At 43.7% G+C, this 16,207-nt stretch carries 12 protein-coding genes; 7 read left to right on the forward strand and 5 right to left on the reverse strand.

All coding sequences use genetic code 11. The annotated features are described in order from the left end of the window. Positions 1–40 precede the first annotated feature (40 nt). The gene (gene galU, locus ABUE30_RS09410; RefSeq protein WP_408623490.1) at positions 41–886 is read right to left on the reverse strand and encodes a UTP--glucose-1-phosphate uridylyltransferase GalU; all 846 of its coding nucleotides are present in this window, start codon (positions 884–886) and stop codon (positions 41–43) included. 286 nt (positions 887–1,172) lie between these two features. Between galU and ABUE30_RS09415 the strand changes: the two genes are divergently transcribed. After that, positions 1,173–2,909, forward strand: a complete 1,737-nt coding sequence (locus ABUE30_RS09415) for an alpha-amylase family glycosyl hydrolase (RefSeq protein WP_408623491.1) — start codon at positions 1,173–1,175, stop codon at positions 2,907–2,909. Between the two features lie 256 nt (positions 2,910–3,165). Here ABUE30_RS09415 and ABUE30_RS09420 read toward each other — a convergent pair whose 3' ends face one another. Together ABUE30_RS09420 and ABUE30_RS09425 are read right to left on the reverse strand one after the other, a co-directional pair. After that, the gene (locus ABUE30_RS09420) at positions 3,166–4,377 is read right to left on the reverse strand and encodes a glycosyltransferase family protein (protein ID WP_408623492.1); all 1,212 of its coding nucleotides are present in this window, start codon (positions 4,375–4,377) and stop codon (positions 3,166–3,168) included. Further along, positions 4,370–5,317 carry an HAD-IIB family hydrolase gene (locus ABUE30_RS09425; protein WP_408623493.1) on the reverse strand — a complete coding sequence of 316 codons (948 nt, stop codon included), beginning with the start codon at positions 5,315–5,317 and terminating at the stop codon, positions 4,370–4,372. The genes ABUE30_RS09420 and ABUE30_RS09425 overlap by 8 nt, the downstream gene beginning before the upstream one ends. Positions 5,318–5,684: 367 nt before the next feature. On the opposite strand from ABUE30_RS09425, the gene phoB reads away from it, so the two are divergent. Next, the gene (phoB, locus tag ABUE30_RS09430; protein WP_408623494.1) at positions 5,685–6,377 is read left to right on the forward strand and encodes a phosphate regulon transcriptional regulator PhoB; all 693 of its coding nucleotides are present in this window, start codon (positions 5,685–5,687) and stop codon (positions 6,375–6,377) included. A gap of 3 nt (positions 6,378–6,380) precedes the next feature. Beyond that, positions 6,381–7,685: a phosphate regulon sensor histidine kinase PhoR gene (gene phoR / locus ABUE30_RS09435; protein ID WP_408623495.1), complete on the forward strand. Its 1,305-nt coding sequence runs from the start codon at positions 6,381–6,383 to the stop codon at positions 7,683–7,685. Positions 7,686–7,767: 82 nt separating this feature from the next. Here phoR and ppk1 read toward each other — a convergent pair whose 3' ends face one another. Further along, positions 7,768–9,876: a polyphosphate kinase 1 gene (gene ppk1, locus ABUE30_RS09440; RefSeq protein ID WP_408623496.1), complete on the reverse strand. Its 2,109-nt coding sequence runs from the start codon at positions 9,874–9,876 to the stop codon at positions 7,768–7,770. Positions 9,877–10,677: 801 nt separating this feature from the next. Further along, a complete protein-coding gene (locus tag ABUE30_RS09445; protein ID WP_408623497.1) occupies positions 10,678–11,304 on the reverse strand; it encodes an acyl carrier protein phosphodiesterase in 627 nt (208 codons plus the stop codon). A 439-nt stretch (positions 11,305–11,743) separates the two neighbouring features. Here ABUE30_RS09445 and queA point away from each other — a divergent pair, with 439 nt between their 5' ends. Genes queA through secD form a run of 4 tightly spaced genes read left to right on the forward strand, consistent with a single transcriptional unit; the run spans position 11,744 to position 16,201 of the window. Next, positions 11,744–12,796 carry a tRNA preQ1(34) S-adenosylmethionine ribosyltransferase-isomerase QueA gene (queA, locus tag ABUE30_RS09450; protein ID WP_408623498.1) on the forward strand — a complete coding sequence of 351 codons (1,053 nt, stop codon included), beginning with the start codon at positions 11,744–11,746 and terminating at the stop codon, positions 12,794–12,796. Positions 12,797–12,816: 20 nt separating this feature from the next. Beyond that, a complete protein-coding gene (gene tgt / locus ABUE30_RS09455; protein WP_408623499.1) occupies positions 12,817–13,962 on the forward strand; it encodes a tRNA guanosine(34) transglycosylase Tgt in 1,146 nt (381 codons plus the stop codon). Positions 13,963–13,978: 16 nt separating this feature from the next. After that, positions 13,979–14,314, forward strand: a complete 336-nt coding sequence (gene yajC, locus ABUE30_RS09460) for a preprotein translocase subunit YajC (RefSeq protein WP_408623501.1) — start codon at positions 13,979–13,981, stop codon at positions 14,312–14,314. 24 nt (positions 14,315–14,338) lie between these two features. Next, entirely contained in the window at positions 14,339–16,201 is a 1,863-nt protein-coding gene (secD, locus tag ABUE30_RS09465) for a protein translocase subunit SecD (RefSeq protein WP_408623503.1), read from the forward strand. The last annotated feature ends 6 nt before the right edge of the window (positions 16,202–16,207 follow it).

Raw genomic sequence — 16,207 nt, forward strand, 5'->3', positions numbered from 1 at the left:
GGTTGGCGACTTCCCTTGATTCAAACGTAACTATAGGGGGCTATTTGTTGGTTTGTTCTTTAAGGTAGATATTCTCAAAGCAGTAGTTGGTCGCTTTGACAAAGCCTTCAACGCTGCCACAATCAAAGCGTTGACCCCTAAATTTATATGCCATGACACAACCGTTTTTAGCTTGTTCGAGCAAGGCATCAGTGAGTTGGATCTCACCATTTTTACCCGGTTTAGTGTTGCGCAAAATGTCAAATATATCAGGGGTTAGAATATAACGACCGATTACCGCTAAATTAGATGGCGCTTCATCAGCATTTGGTTTTTCAACCATATTGGTGACTCGATAAAGATCGTCTCGCAATGCTTCGCCTTCAATCACCCCATATTTGTTGATCTGATCTTCAGGCACTTCCATAATCGCAACAATGCTACAACGAAATTGATTATAGAGTTTAACCATCTGCGTTAAAACGCCATCATCGCCCTCATTGAGGCATAAGTCATCGGCTAGGACTACCGCAAAAGGATCATTGCCGATGAGTGACTCACCACATAAAATAGCATGACCTAATCCCATCATCTGTTTTTGTCGGGTATAGGTAAACGTGGTTTTATTCATCAGCTCACGAATACCGGTTAAATAGGCTTCTTTTGAAGTACCCGCAATTTCGTTTTCCAGCTCATAGCTGATATCAAAATGGTCGGTAATCGCCCGTTTACCACGGCCGGTAATAAATGCCATATCCGTTAGGCCTGCTTCTACCGCTTCTTCGACACCATATTGCACAATGGGTTTATTCACGACAGGGAGCATTTCTTTTGGCATCGACTTAGTCGCTGGTAGGAAGCGTGTTCCATAACCTGCGACAGGGAATAAACATTTTTTTATTTTCATCAATTAGATCTCTTATAGCTAAAATCAAAAAGTGTTTTCAGGGATGATTTCCCTAACCGTTATGTTGTACAACGTGCTTACATGTTATTTAACACAACAAAAAATGATCGAAATGTCAAAAAATACTTGGCATAACATCTGCTTGATAAGCTTCAATTATTATAATTTATCATAGCACGACGCTAGATAAATGCGGCCTAGGGAAAACCTTTATTTTACAATGTAGAGGTTGATACTTGATAAGGTTAGCTTATCAGTGACGTGAATTTGAACCGAAGGGGGCTTGATGACGCATCCGCAAACGTTAGCCGAACTGTTACAGTTTGTATATGGTGATGATACCTTAGATACCCTTCTAGAGGCAGTTGAAGAACGTATCGAGCGTATGCGGCATCACCTTGACCGCCATGCACAACCATGGAGCAATGATGATGTGGTTTTGATCACCTATGGGGATTCGGTGACCCATGATGGTGAGCCACCACTACAAGTGCTGACGAAGTTTATTGAGCGCTATTTGGATAAAGCGATCAGTGCGGTTCATTTACTCCCATTCTTTCCTTATAGTTCTGATGATGGGTTTTCAGTTATTGATTATTATCAGGTGAATTATCGCTTAGGAGATTGGCAAGATGTCCGTCAATTGGCTAAGAAAAAAGAGCTGATGGTCGATCTGGTGATGAATCATACTTCGCGGCAAAGTCTGCTGTTTATCGATTTTATTAATGGCGAGGGGACTGGCGCTGAGTTTTTTATTGAAGCCGATCCCGCGCTTGATTACTCTCTGGTGACTCGTCCTCGTACCTCGCCGCTAGTTGTCGACGTGTATACTCGCCAAGGGGTTAAACACGTGTGGGCGACATTCAGTGCGGATCAAATTGATGTGAATTTTCGTCATCCGAAAGTGTTTTTAGCCTATCTTGATATTTTGTTGTTCTATATACAAAACGGCGCGCGTTATATCCGCTTGGATGCGGTGGCCTTTATTTGGAAAGAATTGGGCACTAAATGTATTCATCTGCCACAAACGCATGCACTGGTGAAGGTGATTCGGGCGGTCATGGAGCGGATCGATTCGAATTTGATTCTCATTACCGAAACCAATGTACCGCATCATGAAAATGTGAGTTATTTTGGTCAAGGCAATGAGGCGCATATGGTCTATCAATTTGCGTTGCCGCCGTTATTGCTGCATGCGCTCAATCGAGGCAATGCATCTTATCTCAATGATTGGGCGCGTCATTTAGAGGTTTTGCCCAGCGGCTGTAGCTATTTTAACTTCGTCGCTTCCCATGATGGTATTGGGGTGCGTCCTGTCGAGAGCTTGATCCCTGCTCATGAAATGGATGATCTGCTGAAGAGCGTTCGTGATTTTGGTGGTTTTGTGAGTATGAAAACCAACCCCGATGGTTCTAAAAGCCCTTATGAGCTGAATATTTCATTATATGAAGCGATGCAAGGGACGCGTTCTGGGCCGGATCTGTATCAACTCAGCCGTTATCTATGCTGCCAACTTGTCATGTTGGCGATGCCGGGGATTCCGGGAATTTATATGCATTCGTTGACGGCGACCCCGAATGATCTGCAATTGGTTGAACAGACGGGCAGAACCCGATCAATTAACCGTCATAGTTGGGATTTGGATGAGTTTGAAGCGCAGTTAGAGATTCCATCAAGTGGGCCTGCACAAGTGTTTCATCGTTTGATCGAGCTCATTTCGCTCAGGCGTAAACAAATTGCATTTCATCCTCAAGCAGCGTTTAAAATACTGTCGGTGCAAGATGAAGCGTTGTTTGTGTTAGAGCGTACTAGTATGGATGGGAGTCAGCGTATTTTGGCGATGTATAATATGACGCGCCACCCTCAAGAGGTTGCAGAAAATGCCTACAACTATCCAGCTAAACGGATTTGGGATCTGATCAGTGAAGAGTGGGTGGATGTGAGTGCGCTTACTTTGGCACCCTATCAAGTGTTGTGGTTGCTCATTAAACATCCTTCAAGCCAGTCACTGCCCAATGATTAGGGCAGTTGACATTTTTTCTGGGGCCTTTTGCTCAGCAAGTGAGCCAATTTTATAGTGGGTGGTGCTCTTATTTTTTGTTACCAGCTATGAATTACTCATTAGACGAACGCAGCTTCGTTTCGCGAGAAAAAATTTGTCCGAATTCATACAATTTAATCTCCAAACGCCAACACTCGAGCCATTGAAGACGGTTACAGATCAGTTTGTGACAAAAAACAGGTAACATCCGGTTTTTAGCCGGATGGATCGTATTGAATTAGCTATTATCCGCTTCGACAGCATCATAAATTTTTTCAAGCATTTCAGGGATGGCGCTGGTCACACGGTTCCAACTGGGAATAAAGGGTGTTTCTGACGGACGTTCTAAGAAAATATCACCTGCGCGCATAATTGCTTGAGCAAAGACTTCGACAGCTTCTTCCTCGGCATGACGGGCTACAGTCAAACCGTTAATTATTGCATCATTTTGATAGTTATCAATATAATCAAGCGCCATCCGATAATAGGTGGCTTTGAGCGTGCGTAGTTTACCTGGACTGAAAACATGCCCTTGGGTTGCGAGCTTACGCATGACGGCTTTACTAATATCTGTCGCCATTTTTGCCAAACCATTATCAAAATTATCAATACTTAAGTCTTGATGCTTATGATCATAGACATCCGCTAAGTCAACCTGACAGATCCGGTTGACTGAATAGTTGCGGAAAACTTCCGAGAGTACTCCAATTTCAAGTCCCCAATCCGAAGGAATGCGAAGGTCGCGTAATACGTTGGTCTGCATCGAGAACTCACCTGCTAATGGATAGCGAAAGCTATCTAAATACTCGAGGTATTCATCATATCCTTCGATCCTTTTTAAAGCTTTAATCAGTGGTGCAACCAGAAGTCTGGCGACTCGGCCATTTAATTTACCATCGGCGTAACGTGCATAATAACCTTTACAAAATTGGTAGCTAAAGTGAGGGTTAGCGACAGGATAAAAGAGCCGAGCCAACATATCGCGCGAGTAGGTGGTGATGTCACAATCATGCAGTGCGACGGCCTTACCCTGGCCGGAAGCAAGCACATAACCAATGCAATACCAAACGTTCCGTCCTTTGCCAGCTTCTTGTGGGGCCAAGTGAGCGGTTGCTAACTGGCTGTCTAGTTCACGTAAACGCGGGCCATCATTCCATAGAATACGGACTCGTTGAGGCAGAACACTAAAAAATTCTTGGGCAAAGAGAAACTCATCACGAGTTGCGTTATCCAGACCTATGACGATCTCAGATAAATAAGGGACGTGTTTGAGTTCTTCAACAATTTGTGTCAGTGCGGGTCGTTTCAGTTCAGCAAATAGCGATGGAAGGACCAGCGTCATCGGTCGAATCCGTGAAAAGCTAATTAACTCTTGTTCCAGTTGGTTAATTGGGCGGCGAGTCAAGTTGTGCAATGTAGTGATGAGGCCACTTTGATAAAAATCAGCCATAGTATCTCTCCTTAGGTACATAGTGCTCGATGACACGTAGCAATGCGGCTTGCCAACCAGCAGGGCCAATGCGTTGAGTGTAGATTCGATTTGGCCGACAATTGCCAAGATTGAGTCGATGTTGACCATTATGCGAGCGAATAGCGATAGCCACATCGGCTTCATCAAGCATGGTCTGGTCATTGGGGCCATCGCCAAGAGCAACTTGGATAAATGTCTGAGTCGGCGATTGCTGCTGATAGCAGCGGGTGAGCCAGTGCATGGCAGCCGCTTTATCACTCTCACTTTTTACATGCCCAAATCGTCCGCCTTGGATCACGATGAGCTGCTGCAATTTAAGCTTTTGTTTAAACAGTTCAAGATCGCCCGATTCCCAAACAATCGGTTCAGATGCGAGCCGTTTACGGCTCATTTGGGCTTGTTCTAACGATAAACCTGTAATATTGGCTACTTCTTGGGCAGACATGTCTTGAAAGCCACGAAATTCAAATTCGCCAGTGCGGCGCAGTTGTTGTAAGAGCCGACAAATACTGGCATACGAACGGCCAAAGCGCTTGATGAAATAACGATGTCCACTCGCATCTTCTGCAATTTCGTCATGCTCGGGTAATTGATTGAAATAATTTTCAGGGATAGCAATAGCCGCCCCATTTTCAGTAACAAACGGGTGAAACCCCCCCATTTGTGAGACCAGTTCTGCTGTTTCAGTAAAGGTTTTACTGGTGTTCAGAATAAGGGGAATATTGTAGCGAAATAGCTGAAGTAAGGCCGGTTTAGCAGCTTCATAGCTGTAGTCATGATGATCCAATAAAGTGCCGTCTAAATCACTAAATACGAGCAATTTAGGTGGGTTAACTTTAGTCCTAGCTAATGCTGAGTTTTGATAATGTGGGTATGCTGTTTTATGCTGCGCGTCCACGGCGTTGGTACGGTTAGCCATGCAATACTCCGATTATTAGCTGCGTAAAAGAAACGAGTTCGTTTGAACTAGCACAAACGAACCTGATTAAGAAACTATTGCAGTATCAATGCCAAAATATAGTTTTAGTGGTGAAAGAATCGATGAGCACTGTAATAACTGATGTTATTGAGGCGATCATGATTAAATTTTAGTCGATGATTATGAGATTTGCGTGACGCAATCGCGCTAGTTTTGCACTTTTTTGGTGCATTTCTCGTGATTTCGGCTGTTGCACGCATAGTCAAGCCAGTTAAAATAGGTTTATGATTGGCTTTGCAAGGGTTGTCATAAAAATGTCACTGAAAATCCGCATAATTGTCAAACTATCTTAGATTAGGGTATTGGAATGCCTAGAAGAATTTTAATTGTTGAAGATGAAGCGCCTATTCGCGAAATGCTGTGTTTTGTGCTCGAACAACATGGTTATGAGCCGCTTGAAGCTGGTGATCTGGAACAGGCACAGCAATTATTGGTCGAACCTTATCCTGAATTAGTGATGCTGGATTGGATGTTGCCTGGTGGAAGTGGATTATCGTTATTAAAATCGATGAAACGCAACGATGCTACACGTCAAATCCCAGTGATTATGCTTACAGCTAAAGGTGAAGAAGAAGATAAAGTTCAGGGGTTAGAAGCGGGTGCCGATGATTACCTAACTAAACCTTTTGCGCCTAAAGAGTTAATGGCGCGTGTAAAAGCGGTGATTCGGCGTGTTTCACCCACATCCTTGGATGACGTGATTCAAGTTCAAGGGCTCTATCTTGACCCAGTTTCTCATCGTGTACTTGCCGACAATGAGCCATTAGATATGGGGCCAACAGAGTTTAATTTGTTGCACTTCTTTATGACTCATCCTGAGCGGGTTTATAGCCGTGAACAATTGCTCAACCAAGTGTGGGGGACCAATGTTTACGTTGAAGACCGTACTGTTGATGTGCATATTCGCCGTTTACGAAAAGCGATAGCTTTGCATGAGTATGATAAACTAATTCAAACTGTTCGCGGTTCTGGGTACCGCTTTTCAACTAGGATTAAGTAATCGATGCTTATGCCTGATACTTTGGGCCAACTGCTATGGCGGTTGGTTTGTATCTATACGCCTTTTTTGTTAGTAGGGTGGTTTTTTAACCATATTTTTCTCGCCTTATTCCTTGCCAGTGTTAGCCATATTTCTTGGTTTTATTATCAACAACGTAAGTTGCTCAACTGGCTTTATGTCGATAAACGATTGACACCGCCACAAGGCAGTGGCAGTTGGCAACCTGTTTTTTATGGTATTTATCAACTGGTCAAACGCCGACTTAATCGCGAGCGCGAGTTAGCACATTTAATGAAGTCGTTTCGTTTAGGCGCTGAATCGCTCCCTGATGCGATTGTGGTGTTTAGCGCACATGATGAAATAGTTTGGTGCAATCGTCTAGCGTCAGAATTTCTTGGATTTAAGTGGCCTATCGACTCAGGCCAACATGTCTCCAACTTGATTCGCCATCCCGTCTTTGTTCATTACATCCAGCAACGCCAATTTGATAATGGCATTGAAATTGTTAGCCCCAACCGTACCGACTTAACCCTTGAGTGCCGTGTGATGCCCTACGGCACACAATTTTTGATGATTGTGCGAGATGTCACGCAGCAACGAAAACTGGAAAAAATGCGTAAGCATTTTATCTCTAACGTCTCCCATGAGCTGCGTACACCATTAACGGTGCTGCGCGGGTATTTAGAGATGCTTGATGATGAATTGCCCGATCCTGCTATTTGGATACGGGCGCATCAAATGATGAGTGAACAAGCTATTCGCATGGATAATTTGGTTAATCAGTTGTTGGTGTTAGCGCGCATTGAGGCCGCCCCCGTGATTAGTGCCCAAGAAGAAATTGATGTACCCAAGTTAATGGATATTTTAGAACATGAAGTCCGGCAATTGGCATCGAATAAAGAACTCACGTTCTGTTTTAAAGTGGATGAATGCTTGTGGATGCGAGGAAGTATTGAGCAGATGCGCAGCGCGTTTACGAACTTGGTCCACAATGCTGTTAAATATTGTAATCAACCTGGGCATATTGAAGTCAGTTGGCAATGTGACTCACAATGTGGGCGTTTTGCGGTGACAGATAGTGGGCCAGGGATCTTGCCTAAACATTTGCTACGATTAACCGAACGTTTTTATCGGGTGGATAAAGATCGATCGCGAGATACAGGCGGAGCTGGTCTAGGGTTGTCGATTGTCAAACATGCTTTGCAACACCATCGCAGTGAGTTATCCATCGATAGTGAATTTGGTAAAGGCAGTTGTTTTAGCTTTATTATTCCAGATGACTTGATGTTGCACAAAGACCACGAGTAGCGGTTCATCAATGATTGATCATGGGTAGATAACAAAAAGCCATCGTTATTCACGATGGCTTTTTGCTTCGTGTCGATTGGGTTTATTCGTTCAGCTTCTTCAGTCTCAACTGTTGTTCATGCAGTTTAATGTATTCATAGGTAGCAATTTGTGAGCGGATTTTACGCCGATTCCCCCGCTGGACATACTGGTTAGACTGGTTCTTATCCATAATCCGAGCCTTGGTGGTATCAATGAATTGCAACTCGATGAGCTCATGAATATAACGTTTTAATTCTGGGTCATAGATAGGGCAACCCACTTCGATACGCTGATCGATATTACGCGTCATCCAATCGGCCGATGAGATATATGTTTTATTTTCGCCACTACTGTGAAATATGAATACGCGCGGATGCTCGAGAAAACGGTCCACAATACTAATGATTGAAATGTTGTCACTAAGCCCTGGGATCTCAGGAATCAGACTGCACATGCCACGAACAATCATGCGTATTTGTACGCCTGCTTTACTGGCTGCATAAAGTCGATTGATTAATCCTACATCAACAAGGTTGTTTACTTTCACGGTAATGGCTGCGGGTTGATTCGCATTCGCCTGGCGAATTTCATTATCAATCAGGCTATAGAGTCGCCGCCGCGATTCAATTGGTGAGATAATCAAATGATTAAATTTATAACGCCGGTAGGGACGCTCAATAAACTTGAAGACGTTGTTGACCTCTTCACTGATCTCTTGATTTTTAGTAAACAGCGCAAAGTCAGTGTATATCTTGGCTGTTTTTTCATGAAAGTTTCCCGTACCGATATGTGCGTAATAACGGAGTTGCCCCTCTTCGATACGTTGGACCAAAAGCAATTTGGAGTGAATTTTTAAGCTCGGTAAGCCAAACACAACACGAACGCCAGCCTCTGTTAACTGCTGTGCCCATTCAATATTGGCTTGCTCATCAAACCGTGCCCGCAGCTCAACGACAACAGTGACACGTTTGCCATTGTGAGCTGCTTCAATAAGAGAGTGCATAATCCGCGAATTAGTTGCAACTCGGTAGATATTGATTTTAATCCCTTGAACGGCGGGATCAAAACTGGCTTGTCGGACCAACTCACTTAAGTAACTAAATTTTTGATACGGATAATACAAGAGTACATCTTGCTGGCTAATAGCCTCAAACGCGGTGTTGTAGCGATCAAATTGGTTACTATTCAGTGCCGGTAACTTAGGGTGTTCTAAATACTTACGTCCAAGGTTTGGAAAGCTCATTAAGTCTCTGAAACTATGGTAACGACCGCCGCCACGAATATGATCATAGGAGGATATATGGAGCTTCTCTTTGAGCAGCTCAAGTAGGTCTTGCGGCATCTGTTCATCGTATACAAAGCGCACTGGTTCAGCGGTTAAACGCTGCTTTAGGCCTTCTGACATGGCTTCTAATAGACTTAAATCGACTTCATCGGTCAAATCGTACTCTGCATCACGGGTCATTTTGATCGAATGCGCACAGATTTCATCGTATTTAAAAAAACCAGAGAAAATATCATTCAAGCTAAAGCGAATGATATTGTCTAAAATAATCAGCGATTTTTTCTTGCGGCTTCCCTCTGGTGGCAAGCCAACAAACCGAGGCAGGTCGTCTGTTGGGATTTCAACGAGTGCATAACGTAAGTTAATGAGAGCATTCTCATTTTCGCTATCATGGTCAGCCATTCGAACGGCTAAATAGGTATGATCGTCTTTGAGAAAATCGATCAAATTGATCTCTTTGGTAATGATAATCGGTGTGATGTGGCGGAGTATTTTATTTTGGAAGTATTGGTTGAGCCATTTTTGATGAAATAGGCTAAGCTGGGTTTCGTTAATTAAGAAAATATTACGCCGTACTAACGCGATGATTAGTTCACGATAGGTTTCATCAAATGCACTATCAAGTTGCGCGGTTTTGCTTTGAATTTTGCTTAAGAGGTGTTTAGCCCCTTGATGATCATCATTGTTGTAGCGACTCAGTAACATCCGCCGTTTTACATCAGCGACTCGAACTTTAAAAAATTCGTCTTGGTTACTCGAAAAAATCCCTAAAAAGCGCATTCGTTCAATCAGAGGCACACTTTTGTCTTGTGCTTCTTGCAGTACGCGTTCATTAAAAGATAACCAACTGAGCTCTTTTTCTAAGAAGAGCTTTTCATCACTCATAACCACTCCTGTTTCAGGGCGATGCTTATAGACGTTATCGAGCACAAGTCGAGAACGTGACTCGATTTGGTGCCATTGTTAGCAAATGCCATACTTGACATCCCTTTGAAAAAAGACCCAAAGTTGGTCTATAGCATAATCCATTGTTGCTCCATTATTATGACGTCTTTGGCAAATTATCTATACGAATGAATAACAAATAGCATCGTTGGGTTCGTCTATGTCTCAAGAGATGAACATCATCATTCGATAACAGCTGTAATAATTGTCGCAGATTAAGTCTACGGTCAATTGATAACCCAAGGGTATAGTGACGATACTGTTTGATGGTTATTCACACTAACATGGCACATGGCGGCCCTATTATTCGAGTTGCTTTGCAAGGTGTCTAGGGATGACTCTCAGATTGATGAAATTGTCATGAAAATGTCATATAGATGCTTATAATTTAGCACTTTATTGATATTGGTACGCATATTTAGAGAGTTATCTAGGGTTTGGTGACGTTTTAAGGGCCTTTTTGCGGCTCGGTGAGCTTTTAGGCAAAGCTTGTATCGTGTCGTTATTTTAAACAACTGGCTGATAACGGATCAGAAATGCTAGCCAGATTCTGCCATTATTTTATGGGGGTTACAGAAGGGCTTGTTTGATAATGCGCAGCACAGACTTTTTCGTCACTCACAGCTTGTCACTCATTTGGGATCATTTACCAGCGTTTTTCATTTCGCGAGAAAAACTTTGTCAGAATGAGCAAAATTTAATCTTGAAACGTCAACATGGCCTAGATATGAGCGATTGGGTTTAGTTGTCATCAAACGATGGTCGCGACTGAACTGCTTGTACACTGTGCCGTGCCGCCGTATGCCAAAGTGGGGCATAATGGTGTAACGCATCGATCAGTTGGGTAAATTTTTGGCTTAAATGGTCATGGTGTGTTTGTAATGAGCAACACAGCGCTGCCACAGGCATAGGGCGGCGTATTCGCTGGCTAATATGGGCGAGGGCATTTTGGATAAATACTCGTTTTTCATAGCGATTGAGCCAATCATATTCGATCATTTGATGGGCAACATGGGCGGCAGAATGAGGGAGTGGCGATTGGGTTAATTGCAAATAAACCGATTGACTAAACTCACTTAAAGAAAGTGATGAACAAGTTGGCCAGCTACAGGCTAGCTGGTAGTCCCAATATAGATCGAGAGCGATAGGCGCATAACGACGCTGTTCGCCTGGAAAAAGCGCAGTTAATTGCTCATCAATCACCCACTGGTCAATCCAACTGTCTAATTGACGATGTAGTAAGATCCCAATTTGCTCGCTTTGTGTGTGAGATTGCCAAGCGTGACCTTTGACAAAATCGCCAAGCAATGCGCCGACAAATGATGTTTTGGTTTGAGCGGCTAGATAGAAATGACCTAAATAGTTCATCTTCTGATTGTAATCGGCTTTGGTGAGAAAAAATAGCTCTACTTTTATCGTCTGTTTTGGAGCTTATGGGACTATCGATGAGGGGCATGCAAGAAATAAATTATTATAATCTGTTATATATATCAATATGTGTCGCCATCTGTCTCGTTAATGATATGAATCAATTCACGCATTATTGTTACTTTTCAACTGTGACTAAGGTCTGCAGATTGGCTATGGTTATCAACGCGGTGTCCGTAAAAGAGGTCACCTAAACAGATGTATTGTGATCGACCCTTTAGTCTGTCATTTAACTACTGTTCCCTACTTTTTAATGCATTTTTTTCTGCCTCGTTGTCTCTGCCGTTGACGGCTAAGTGTGATTAACGACAGAATCACTTGAAAAGCCAGCACCCCGTCACTAGACTAGCGAGCTGTTTTTGGTCGTAGGTCGAAGAGAATGCGTGTCGCTGATTTTAGTTATGAACTTCCTGAAGAGCTTATTGCCCGTTATCCATCCGAACAGCGTCGTGATTGCCGTTTACTAAGCTTAGATGGCAATAGCGGCGCCATTGAACACCGTCAATTTCCGGATATCGTCAGTTTGATTCATCCAGGTGATCTTTTAGTGTTTAACGACACGCGGGTGATTCCCGCGCGGGTCTATGGTCACAAAGCAACCGGTGGTAAAATTGAAATATTAATTGAACGCGTGCTCGATGAACATCGTGTGTTGGCGCATATGCGTTCATCTAAGCCACCCAAGGAAGGTGCACGGTTACGATTTGCCGATGCATTCGATGCGACCATGTTAGCGCGTCATGACGCATTATTTGAATTGCGTTTTGACGATGCCAGAGGTGTTTTGGAATTGCTCGATAATTATGGGCATATGCCATTACCTCCCTATATTGACAGGCCTGATGAACAAAGCGATAAAGAACGTTATCAAACGGTTTATAATCGAGCACCGGGCGCTGTTGCTGCGCCAACCGCTGGTTTACACTTTGATCAAGCATTGATTCAAGAGTTGGAAAACAAAGGCGTTGAGACAGCTTATGTCACCTTACATGTGGGTGCGGGAACGTTTCAATCGATTCGTGTTGATCATGTTGAAGAGCATCATATGCATAGTGAGTATGCAATTGTCTCGGATTCGGTCGTTGAAAAAGTACTAGCGACCAAAGCTCGAGGGGGACGGGTGATTGCGGTCGGTACGACCTCAGTGCGTTCATTAGAAAGTGCTGCTAAAGCGTGCCAAGATGGTTTGATTGCGCCGTATCTCGATGAAACGGATATATTTATTTATCCCGGCTATCGTTTTGAAGTGATTGATGCCATGATTACCAATTTCCATCTTCCTGAGTCAACTTTAGTGATGTTGGTCAGTGCATTTGCAGGTAAAGAGCATATATTAGGGGCGTATCGCCAAGCGGTTGTGCAGCACTATCAGTTTTTTAGTTACGGGGATGCGATGTTCATCACTCGACAAGAGAGTTCGACGCCAGCCTAATTTTTTTGGAAAAATGGACGATGAAATACGAATTATTTAATACCGATGGTAAAGCGCGGCGCGGTCAACTTGTCTTTGAACGTGGTTGTGTGCAAACGCCTGCGTTTATGCCTGTTGGTACCTATGGCACCGTAAAAGGAATGACCCCTGAAGAAGTGAGCGCCACAGGTGCTGAAATTATATTGGGGAATACCTTCCATTTATGGTTACGTCCCGGCCAAGCGGTGATGCGCAAGCATGGCGATTTGCATGATTTTATGAATTGGTCTGGCCCCATTCTGACTGACTCCGGTGGATTCCAAGTATTTAGTTTGGGCGATATTCGTAAAATCACCGAGGAGGGCGTGCATTTCCGTAATCCAGTTAACGGTGAAAAGATCTTTTTAAGCCCTGAAAAATCAATGGAAATTCAGTACGATTTGGGTTCTGATATCGTCATGATTTTCGATGAATGTACGCCATATCCAGCCACAGAAATTGAAGCTGAAAAATCCATGCAGATGTCTCTACGCTGGGCTGCTAGAAGTCGCCAGCGATTTGACGAATTAGGCAATCCCAATGCCTTATTTGGGATTATTCAAGGTGGCGTGTATGAGCACTTGCGAGATGTTTCATTGGATGGGCTGCTCAAAGTTGGGTTCGATGGCTACGCCATTGGTGGGTTGGCTGTCGGTGAGCCAAAACCAGATATGCATCGGATTTTAACGCATGTTACCGATAAAATCCCCGCCAACAAACCCCGTTATTTAATGGGGGTAGGTAAACCAGAAGATTTGGTCGAAGGGGTTCGCCGTGGGGTTGATATGTTTGATTGCGTGATGCCGACACGTAATGCGCGTAATGGTCATTTATTCACCGCTGATGGGGTGATTAAAATCCGTAATGCGCGCCACCGCGATGATACCAGTTCACTGGAAGAGGCTTGTGATTGCTACACTTGCAAAAACTATTCACGGGCCTATTTGCACCATTTAGATAAATGTAATGAAATTCTCGGGGCAAGACTCAATACCATCCATAATTTGCGGTATTATCAACGTTTAATGGTTGGTTTGCGTGATGCGATCGAACAGAGTAAATTAGATGCTTTTGTGAAAGATTTCTATGAGCGTTTAGGGCGAGAAGTCCCGCCGTTAGACGACACAACTGATTTTAACAATAACTAAGGAATATGAGGACAAAATGAGCTTTTTTATTACTCCTGCTTATGCCGCGGGTGGAGCACAACCTGCAGGCGGTGGTTTTGAGCTGATCATTATGATGGTCGTTTTTGCAGCGATTTTTTATTTTTTGATCTTCCGTCCCCAATCAAAACGGGCTAAGGAACAGCGTAATTTATTGTCTGCATTGGCAAAAGGCGATGAAGTACTGACCACTGGTGGCTTAATTGGCCGTATCACTAAAATCTCTGACGATACTGATTACCTTCAGTTAAGTCTTAGTGAAGATACAACGATTGTCATCAAAAAAGATTTTGTTTCAGCTGTACTGCCTAAAGGTACACTGAAGTCTATTTAATTTTGCCTGACCAGGGGTAGCGCTTTGTTAAATAAATACCCGTGGTGGAAAACCCTGATGGTGGTGCTTGTCATCTTCATTGGGGTTCTCTACGCACTCCCAAATATTTACGGTGATGATCCAGCTATTCAGATATCAGCCACACGCGGTCACCAAGTTGACTTGGCCCAAGTGAAGACAATCCGTGATTATTTGAAAAAAGAAAAAATCGATGTCAAATCGGTTGCTCTGACTCAAGATCAACTTCTGATTCGTCTTCGTCATATCACAGACCAAGTGAAAACGCGTGATCTACTCAAACAATTGCTCGGTGAAAATTATGTTGTGGCTTTAAATTTGGCACCGGCAACACCTGAGTGGTTAAAAATGATTGGTGGTCAACCCTTAAAACTTGGGCTTGATCTACGCGGCGGTGTGCACTTCTTAATGGAAGTGGACATGAATGCGGCAGTTGCGAAAGCACGCGAACAGATGGTCCAGGATTTTCGTAGTGATTTAAGAGAGCAAAACATCCGTTACATGGGTGCACTGATCCAGCCTAATAAAGGGGTTGTGATGCGTTTTGCTAATGCTACCGAACGTTCTAAAGCTGAAGATTTTCTGAATAGTCGTTATCGCAATCAATATCAGTTCCAAGAGCTACAACAAGATGGAGCATTGATTTTACTTGCTAGTATGACTGATCAACAGCTTCAACAGACTCGCGAATACGCTCTGCAACAAAACATCACAATTATCCGTAACCGTGTCAATGAATTAGGTGTCGCTCAACCTGTTGTGCAGCGCCAAGGTAATGATCAAATTGTGGTTGAATTGCCAGGGATCCAAGATACAGCTCGCGCTAAAGAGATCTTAGGCGCTACGGCAACGCTGCAATTTAGAATGGTTGATAATAATGCTGATCCAACGGCATTGGCACAAGGGCATGTTCCACCTGGTTCTGAGCTCTATCATCGTTCTAACGGCCAACCGATCGCACTGTATAAGCAGGTGGTATTAACTGGGGATCATATTGTTGGCGCAAAATCAGCGTTCGATCAATATAATCAGCCACAGGTCAATATCGATCTGGATAGTCAGGGCGGTAGCCGTATGGCTGCTATTACACGGACCAATATCGGAAAGCCGATGGCGACATTGTTTATCGAATATAAACCGACGCATAAAAAAGATGCTAAGGGGAAAACAATTTTCCAACGTCATACCGAGGTGATTAACGTTGCGACGATTCAATCACGACTGGGACGCAGCTTCCGTATTACTGGATTAGATTCACCGAGTGATGCACAAAACCTTGCGTTGTTGCTGCGAGCTGGGGCGTTGATTGCGCCGATTCAGATTGTCGAAGAGCGCACCATCGGCCCAAGTTTAGGGCAAGAAAATATTAACCGTGGGATTGAAGCCATTGCGGTTGGTCTGATTGCCTTGTTAATTTTCATGCCGTTGTATTATCGCAAGTTTGGTTTAGTGGCCAACTTAGCGTTGGTATGCAATGTGGTGATGATTATTGGTATCATGTCGATGATTCCAGGGGCAACATTGACGCTGCCCGGTATGGCAGGGATTGTCTTAACAGTGGGGATGGCGGTGGACTCCAATGTGTTGATTTTTGAGCGTATCCGAGAGGAGTTACGCGAAGGTCGCACTGTACAGCAGGCCATCTACTATGGTTATAGTAATGCCTTATCGAGTATTGCCGACTCCAATATTACGACGTTACTGACTTCCATTATTTTGTTCTCCGTTGGCAGCGGCGCCGTCAAGGGGTTCGCTGTGACACTAGCGATTGGGATTATGACCTCGATGTTTACCGCGATTATTGGTACTCGTACCATTGTTAATCTCGTGTGGGGTGGTCGTCATCGTATTAACAAGCTGTCAATTTAGGAGGTT

The sequence above is a fragment of the Celerinatantimonas yamalensis genome (assembly GCF_046054155.1).
Taxonomy (GTDB): domain Bacteria; phylum Pseudomonadota; class Gammaproteobacteria; order Enterobacterales; family Celerinatantimonadaceae; genus Celerinatantimonas; species Celerinatantimonas yamalensis.